The 7,861-nt window shown below is 62.4% G+C and carries 8 protein-coding genes and 1 pseudogene; all 9 read left to right on the top strand.

Going from position 1 to position 7,861, the window contains the following annotated elements:
* Positions 1–632: pseudogene (locus EOA38_RS21435) on the top strand (hypothetical protein); the annotation flags it as partial.
* Complete coding sequence (locus EOA38_RS40470; protein ID WP_245480888.1) at positions 548–784, top strand: PfkB family carbohydrate kinase; 237 nt, start codon at positions 548–550, stop codon at positions 782–784. The pseudogene EOA38_RS21435 and the gene EOA38_RS40470, both read left to right, overlap by 85 nt.
* A 119-nt stretch (positions 785–903) precedes the next feature.
* Positions 904–2,049, top strand: a complete 1,146-nt coding sequence (locus EOA38_RS21430; protein ID WP_126095424.1) for an ABC transporter ATP-binding protein — start codon at positions 904–906, stop codon at positions 2,047–2,049.
* A gap of 111 nt (positions 2,050–2,160) precedes the next feature.
* Entirely contained in the window at positions 2,161–3,408 is a 1,248-nt protein-coding gene (locus EOA38_RS21425) for a sugar ABC transporter substrate-binding protein (RefSeq protein ID WP_127220770.1), read from the top strand.
* 138 nt (positions 3,409–3,546) lie between these two features.
* Positions 3,547–4,443, top strand: coding sequence for a sugar ABC transporter permease (locus tag EOA38_RS21420; RefSeq protein ID WP_127220769.1), 897 nt, complete (start codon positions 3,547–3,549; stop codon positions 4,441–4,443).
* Between the two features lie 5 nt (positions 4,444–4,448).
* The gene (locus EOA38_RS21415) at positions 4,449–5,291 is read left to right on the top strand and encodes a carbohydrate ABC transporter permease (protein ID WP_127300170.1); all 843 of its coding nucleotides are present in this window, start codon (positions 4,449–4,451) and stop codon (positions 5,289–5,291) included.
* Between the two features lie 119 nt (positions 5,292–5,410).
* On the top strand, positions 5,411–6,232 hold the full coding sequence (locus tag EOA38_RS21410; RefSeq protein WP_127220768.1) for a sugar phosphate isomerase/epimerase: 822 nt from the start codon (positions 5,411–5,413) through the stop codon (positions 6,230–6,232).
* A gap of 4 nt (positions 6,233–6,236) precedes the next feature.
* On the top strand, positions 6,237–7,313 hold the full coding sequence (locus tag EOA38_RS21405; RefSeq protein WP_127300169.1) for a Gfo/Idh/MocA family oxidoreductase: 1,077 nt from the start codon (positions 6,237–6,239) through the stop codon (positions 7,311–7,313).
* On the top strand, positions 7,313–7,861 hold a 549-nt coding region (locus EOA38_RS21400), incomplete at its 3' end, for a sugar phosphate isomerase/epimerase (protein ID WP_145966021.1). The genes EOA38_RS21405 and EOA38_RS21400, both read left to right, overlap by 1 nt.

Here is a 7,861-nt window from a genome sequence, read left to right as displayed (position 1 = left end):
CACTGCTTAGCCATCCGACGAACCCGGCGGTCCCGCCGAGTCGAGCGACGGCAAGCAGTGCCGCGGACGACGCCGTGCTGTGCGATCTCGTTGCGAGCGGCGTTGAAACCGCATTCGCGCCGCGCCACCCGCAGGCACGCCCGGTGCGCTCGCGGATCACCGTCGGCTCGGATGGGGAGCGGTTCATCGCGTATGACGACGACGCGATGCTGGGCACCGCGCCGGACTTTCCGGACGAGGTCCTCAGCCGCGCGACCGTCCTGATCGTCGATAGTTACGCGATCCGGTCGTTGGATGTCGTGGCTCGGGCCCGCGATCTCGGCCTTGCGATCCTCGGCGATGTCGAATGGAGCGGCGGGCCAGCCACCGAGAGGCTGATCGCGCTCTGCGACCATCTCATTCTTCCCCTCGGCTTCGCGCGGACTGCCACGGGCCGCCGAACGCCCGCCGAGATGCTCGATGCATTGTGGTTGCCCTCGCGGTCCGCCGTGGTTCTGACCGATGGCGGCAGGGGCGTCTACTATCGCGGACGCGACGAGACAGGGCTCTGGCACCGCCTCCACACCGGGTTGCCGTCGTCGACTCGACCGGCGCCGGCGACTGCTTTCATGGCGCCTATGCCCATGCATTGACGCGCGGAGCCGACACCGCAGGCCGGGTCGCATTCGCGGCCGCGGCGGCGGCCCTTTCGACAACGGGGCGTGGCGGGCGCGAGGCGCTTCCGACCGGCGACCAGGTCACGGAATCGTCGCATCGACGGGCGCTCCGTCAGCAGTCGAACTGAAATATGCGCAGCTCGATACTGGAACATAGCCTGAAACTATCCGAGGAAATATTTCACAGGTGAACACAAGCCGAGGATAAATATAAAAATCAGTGGCTTAGACTTGTGGAGGGAGGAAGATGGCAGAAGTCATTCTTGAGAATATCTGCAAGACCTACGGGAACAATTTTCACGCAATCGACCAATTGAACCTGTCGGTCGAGGACGGTGAGTTTTTGATTCTCGTCGGGCCGTCCGGCTGCGGCAAATCCACCGCGTTGCGAATGATCGCGGGATTGGAGGACATCACCAGCGGCAGCCTTCGGATCGGCGGTACCGACGTCGTCGACATGCCGCCCAAGGACCGCGACATCGCGATGGTCTTCCAGAGCTACGCGCTCTATCCGCATATGACGGTGTTCGAAAACATCGCCTTTTCGATGCGGCTGGCAGGCAAGCCGAAGGCCGAGCGCAAGAAGCGCGTGGACGAGATCGCCAAGACCCTTCAGCTGACGTCTCTGCTGGACAGCAAACCCGCGAACCTTTCAGGCGGACAGCGTCAACGGGTGGCCATGGGCCGCGCCATGGTGCGCGAGCCGGCCGCCTTTCTGATGGACGAGCCCCTTTCCAATCTGGACGCGAAACTGCGCGTGCAGATGCGCGCCGAAATCACCAGCCTGCAAAAGCAGCTCGGCGTCACGACCATATACGTGACCCACGACCAGACCGAAGCGATGACGATGGGCGACAGGGTCGCGGTGTTGAAGGGTGGCGTGCTGCAGCAGGTCGACACACCCAAGAGGCTCTATGAATCGCCGGTGAACGCCTTCGTTGCCGGCTTCATCGGGTCTCCTTCGATGAACCTTTTCGAGGCGATCCTGACAGGCGACGAGCTGACGTCCGGCACCTTAGCCATCCGGCTGCAGGATGCAGCCTTCGTGCGCAGGCCGGGCTTGAGGTCGTATACGGGGCGCAAGGTCGTGTTCGGGATCCGACCGGAGGATCTCTATGACAGCAGCCTGGAATCCGGCCGCAAGTATCAGACGATACCGGCAAAGGTGACCTCGATCGAAGAACTCGGATCCGAACATATCGTCCATCTGAACATCGACGCGGTCCGGGTGGATTCCGGCGACCCGGACGCGGTGCAGGATTTCGGCCTGGCGTCGAATGCGGTGGCGAAATTCGAACCGGTCAGCGCAGTCCGCGCCGGCTCGGAAATCCGGTTGGCCCTGGATGATACCAAGCTGCATTTCTTCGATCCCGAGACGCATCTGGCGATCTGAAGATCTGCGGCAAAGCCCGTAGGCGAGAGCGAGGCGCCTGCGAATGAAGGCTTCTGAATAAACCAGACGATCGTCCGCATTGTGCGGCCGATCCTAAATAAGGAGGAGAAAATGACGTTTCGGATACGACCCGCGATGCTGAAAATAGCCGCGGCAGCATGGTTGCTTGGCGCAACCGGCGCCATGGCGGACACGACGCTGGAATTCACCCAGTGGTGGGAGCCAGAGCTGCCCGCAGGGTCCTTGCGGAAAATCATGGATGATTTCGAGGCTGCGAACCCCGGTATCAAGGTGACGCTGGTCAGCGGCCCGTACGCGACCACGCGAGACCAGATCTCGGTTGGCGCTGCAACCGGAACGCTCAGCGACGTCGTCGGTCTCGACGGCGCCTGGGTGAACAATCTGAACGCGCAGAATGCGCTGGCCGACATGAACCCGATGATGGATGCGAGCGGCTTCGACAAAGCCCAAGTCGCGGATATCATCAAGGTTGACGGCAAAGCGGTGATGTTCCCCGTGGCTTCGTTCGTCTATCCGGTCTTCGTGAATTTGGACCTCGCCGCCCAGGCGGGCGTCACCAAGCTGCCGTCGACCCGCGCTGAGTTCCTCGAAGCCGCCAAGAAGATGACCCATGCCGACAAGAACCAGTATGGCTGGGTGCTGCCGCTGTCGCTGCAAACGCCATCCGGTGTCCAGAACGACATGATGTCGTGGGTCTGGGCGTCGGGTCAATCGATGATGGCGGACGGCAAGCCCGCCCTCGAGGGCAAACCCGTGGTGGATATGCTCACCTTCGTCAAATCGCTCAACGACGCCGGCACCATCTCGCCCGGCATCGCCACCAAGACCGAACAGGAAAAGGTCGAGGAATTCGTCAACGACCGGGTCGGGATGATGATCGACTCGCTCGCGCATGTGAACCTCATCCGCAAACGCAATCCCAAGCTGAACTTCGACCTCATCCCGGTCCCGGTCGTGGAGAACTACAACGGCAAGCGCGGCCTTCCCTATGCCTCGTGGGGCATCGGCATCTCCGCGGGCTCGAAACATCAGGAAGAGGCCTGGAAACTCGTCCAATATCTGATGAGCGAGAAGGTGAACGCCAAGCTCGTGTCGCTTGCAAACGCCTTCCCGGGCAACGTCAACGCCAAGCCCGATTTCGTGACATCGGACAAGGCTTTCGGCAAGGCTTTCGATATCTTCAAGACCGGTTATCTCGCCAACGAGTTCACGGGCCTGCCGGTGGCTGAAGACCTGATGACCCAGTTCGACGTGGAAGCCCAGAAGATGCTCACCGGCGGGCAATCTCCGGAACAGGCAGCCGCTGCCGCCCAGAAGGGCTGGATGGCGAAATTCTGATCGGCCTGTTCCCCGTTTGCTATCTTCGACCGGGTGGCCTGACTTCGGGCAGGCCACCCGGCAACAATGATCGGCAATTTGAGATGGCCCTGTTTCCGAAGCTTACCTTCTCTTGAAGGCGTATCCCAAGGTTGGCATATGACCCGGCAAAAGCGCTCCCACCACAAGCTGAAACGAGCGATCGCACCGTACCTCTATTTGTCGCCCTCGCTGCTCATTATCGGCCTTCTGATGCTCCTGCCGATGGTGACCGTGATAGGCTATTCCGTCCAGAACAGCGCGGTGCTGCGTCGTGACCCATCCTTTGCCGGACTGAAACACTACCAGGCGATCTTCGACGACCCGGTGTTCTGGGCCTCGCTGTGGCACACGCTCTACTTCACAGGCATGAGTGTCGTTTTCCACATGACCATCGGCATGGTCTTCGCGCTCATGCTGAACAGCGACCGCATCAATCCGAGGCTGCGCAGTATCCTGCGTGTGCTCTACATACTGCCCTGGCTGTTCACCGCGGTTATCATCGCGGTGATGTGGCGCCTGCTGCTTGAGCCGAACGGTGTCGTGAACAGCATTCTCATGCAGATGGGCATCATCGGTTCCAAGGTCGAGTGGTTCTCCTCGCCCGAGACCGCGCTGCACGCCGTCACCTTCGCCAATATCTGGGCGGGCTACCCGCTTTTCATGGTCAGCCTGCTCGCAGGCCTGCAGGGCATTCCCAAGGATTTCTACGAGGCCGCCGATATCGACGGGGCGAAGGCCTACCAGAAGCTGATCTTCATCACCATCCCGCAGCTGATGCCGATCATCATCAGCATCTCGCTGCTCGACTTCATCTGGACCATGCAGGTCTTCCCGTTGATCTGGATAACGACGGGCGGCGGCCCGATCTACTCGACCGAGGTGCTGAGCACCTACACCTACAAGCTGGCGTTTTCGAGCTACAACCTGTCGCAGGCGTCGGCGAGCGCCGTGGTCATCTTGTTGATCTCGCTCGGCCTTACGCTGTTCTACATCCGTTATCAAAAGGCTCGGTAGTCACCATGAGGAAAAGGCACACGCCGAAAGACAGGCTGATCACCGTCGCGCTCCATGCAGCGCTTGCAGCGGGGCTCTTTTTTGCGGCCTTCCCGATTTACTGGATGCTGAGCAGCTCGTTCAAATCGAATACCGAAATCTTTGCCCTGCCGCCAACCATCCTGCCGAAGGCCTTCACGCTCGAGGCGTATGCAGCCATCCTTGGCGATCCGGTAAAGCTGCGCTTCTTCTTCAACAGCTACTTCGTGGCCGGAGCGGTGACCGTGCTGACGGTGCTGATCGCGTTGCTGGCAGCCTATGGGTTCAGCCGCTTCAACTTCCGCGGCAAGGGCAGCCTGAACACACTCATCATCAGCACGCAGACGATTCCGCCGATCACGCTTCTGATCCCCTTCTTCGGACTTGTCGTCTCCTACGGCATCTTCGACACCTACGTCGCGCTGATCCTGACCTACCTGGTGTTTACGCTGCCCTACGCGATCCTGCAGATGACGGGATATCTGAACACCTTGCCCCGCGATCTCGATGAAGCGGTGGCAGTCGACGGCGGCACCAGTTGGACAGCGCTTTGGCGGGTGATCGTGCCGATTTCACTGCCTGGTATCGTGGCGACGTCGGTCTACACCTTCCTGTTGTGCTGGAACGAATTTCTCTTCGCGCTGACGCTGACGAAGTCAACGTCCATGCGAACCGTCCCGATCGGCATCCAGCTGTTGATGGGGCAGCACGCCTTCGAATGGAACCAGATGATGGCGATGAGCGTGCTCGGCTCGCTACCGCTCCTGCTCATCTACCTCGTTGCCCAGAGGTTCTTCCTCGCCGGCATGACAGCAGGCTCGGTCAAGTAGGATGTCCAGCCCACGCAGAACCGATGGAGCAGGCCCCCGCGCATCGCCATCGATGATTGGACCTATCTGCTGGCAGGCGATATCGCCGCGGCCTCAGGGTGGCATCAAGGAATGAAAGGATGAACGTGAAAGACCTCAAAGTTGGCTGCCAGACCTTCACCTGGGAAATGCTGGGAGACCGCTTCACCGGCGGCCCCGACGATCTCCTCAAGGCGATCGCCGATGGCGGCTATGCCGGCATCGAGATCACCGACACGATGATCGGCCGCTATGCCGGCAAGCCGGCCGAGTTTGCGACCGCGCTGAAGGCGTCCGGGCTGACGCTCGTCTCCTTCGCCTTCGGCTCGAAGAGCGGCTTCACGCTCAAGAACGAGATCGGCGCCGACCTCGAGACCGCCAAACGCTGGATCGACTTCGCCGCCGCCTTTCCGGGCGCGCTGGTGTCGATGGGCTCTGCGACCGTCGTCTCCGACGGCCCGCGCGACGGCAAGTTCGCCATTGCCGCCGAGATCTACAACAAGGCCGGCGAGCTCGGCCGCAAGGCCGGCGTCCAGGTCGCGGTACATCCGAGCTCACACCACAACACGCTGCTCTTCGACCGCGCCGACTATGACCGGATCTTCGGGCTGATCGACGCCTCGCTGGTCGGCTGGGTGCCGGACACCGGACACATCCTGCGCGGCCGTCAGGACATGGCCGACACGCTCACCACCTATCGCGACCGCATCCGCTACGTGCATCTGAAGGACGTCGATGCGGCCGGCACCTGGGCGATGCTCGGCAAGGGCGTCTGCGACACGGCGAAGGTGATCGAGATTGCCAGCGCCGCGCCCAACTTCAACGGCTGGCTGGTGCTGGAAGAGGAGTCCGAGACGGCAGCAGCCGACCCGGCCATAGCGGTCAAGACCAACCGCCAGACCATGCGCGGCTACGGGGCGTAGGACGATGATCCGCAAACAAGACCGTCGCCTTCGTGTGGGTGTGCTCGGCTGCGGGCCGATCGCGCAGTTCGCGCATCTGGAATCCTGCGCGAAGGCGAGCAATGCCGACCTCTACGCGATCTGCGACGCGGCACCCGATTTGCTGGCGCGCATGGGCGCCACCTATGAGCCCGAAAAAATGTACGGCGACTATGACGAGATGCTCGCTGACCCCCAACTCGAGGCAGTGATCGTCGCCACTTCGGACACCTATCACGTGCCGATGTCGATCAAGGCGCTGGAAGCCGGCAAGCATGTGCTGTGTGAAAAGCCGATCGGCGTCTCGGTCGAGGAAGGCGAGAAGCTCGCCGGGGCGGTCAAGCGCTCGGGCAAGGTGCTGCAGGTCGGGCACATGAAGCGCTTCGACCCGGCGCTGGAAGCGGCGCGCGATTTCGTCCGCGACGAGATGGGCGAGATCCTGGCGCTGAAAGCCTGGTATTGCGATTCCACCCATCGCTACACCAACACCAACGCCGTGCAGCCGCTGCCGATCACCAGCAAGCTGGCGAGGAAGCCATCCGGCAATCCAAAGGCGGACTTGAGGCAGTATTTCATGCTGGCGCATGGCTCGCATCTGGTCGACACGGCGCGCTTCCTTTGCGGTGAAATCACCGCCGTGCGCGCGCGCCTCAACGAGCGCTTCGGCGCCTATTGCTGGTTCGTCGAGACCGAATTCGCCAATGGCGCGCTCGGCCATCTCGACCTCACCGTCGCCGTGCGCATGGACTGGCACGAAGGCTTCCAGCTCTATGGCGAGAACGGCTCGGTGATCGCGAAGACCTTCAATCCCTGGTATTTCCGCGCCAGCGAGGTCGACATCTTCCACGAGAAGGACGCCACATCACGCAAGCCGCTCGGCGCCGACGGCCATTTCTTCCGGCGCCAGTTGGAAGGCCTCGCCGACACGGTGCTCGACGGCGCGCCGCAGCGCGGCGCCAATGTCGAAGACGGGCTCGCCTCGATCCGCGCCATGGTGGCGATCGCCCGCTCGGTCGAAAGCGGCGAGCGCGTCGAACTCGCCGGCGTCACCGGAGCGGTCTGATGCAGGTCGGGGTGTTCGCCAAGACTTTTCCGGGCAGCGAGCCGGCCGGCGTTCTTGCCGCCGTGTGCGATGCCGGCTTCGCGGTCTCCCAGTTCAACCTTGCCTGCGCAGGCCTGCCGCCGATGCCGGACGCGGTTCCGGACGAAGCGATCCGCATAATCGATGCCGCCGCCAGGGCTTCCGACGTTGGCCTCGTCGCGCTGTCGGGCACCTACAATATGGCGCATCCGGACAGCCGGGTGCGCGATGACGGGCTGCGCCGGCTGGCGGTCATCATCGAGACCGCGGCCAGGCTTTCGATCCCGCTCGTGACGCTGTGCACCGGAACGCGCAACGCCGAGGACCAGTGGGCGCATCACCCCGACAATGTTGACCCGTCGGCATGGGCCGACATGGCGCGCGAGATGGAAAAGGCGCTTCACCTTGCCGAGCGCCACGGCGTCGATCTCGGCATCGAGCCGGAGCAGGCCAACGTCGTCACCTCCGCAGCCGACGCGATGCGGCTGATCGCCGAGATGGGCTCCAGGCGCCTGCGCATCGTGCTCGAT

Origin of the sequence: Mesorhizobium sp. M1E.F.Ca.ET.041.01.1.1, assembly GCF_003997355.1 — a bacterium.
Taxonomy (GTDB): domain Bacteria; phylum Pseudomonadota; class Alphaproteobacteria; order Rhizobiales; family Rhizobiaceae; genus Mesorhizobium.
Note: the sequence above shows the minus strand (reverse complement) of the source record. Positions and strands in the feature narration are given on the sequence as shown.

Excerpts from the sequence above, each read along its gene's own strand:
- EOA38_RS21430 (WP_126095424.1), top strand. The coding sequence starts at position 904 with ATGGCAGAAGTCATTCTTGAGAATATCTGCAAGACCTACGGGAACAAT.
- EOA38_RS21425 (WP_127220770.1), top strand. The coding sequence starts at position 2,161 with ATGACGTTTCGGATACGACCCGCGATGCTGAAAATAGCCGCGGCAGCA.
- EOA38_RS21405 (WP_127300169.1), top strand. The coding sequence starts at position 6,237 with ATGATCCGCAAACAAGACCGTCGCCTTCGTGTGGGTGTGCTCGGCTGC.
- EOA38_RS21420 (WP_127220769.1), top strand. The coding sequence starts at position 3,547 with ATGACCCGGCAAAAGCGCTCCCACCACAAGCTGAAACGAGCGATCGCA.
- EOA38_RS21415 (WP_127300170.1), top strand. The coding sequence starts at position 4,449 with ATGAGGAAAAGGCACACGCCGAAAGACAGGCTGATCACCGTCGCGCTC.
- EOA38_RS21410 (WP_127220768.1), top strand. The coding sequence starts at position 5,411 with ATGAACGTGAAAGACCTCAAAGTTGGCTGCCAGACCTTCACCTGGGAA.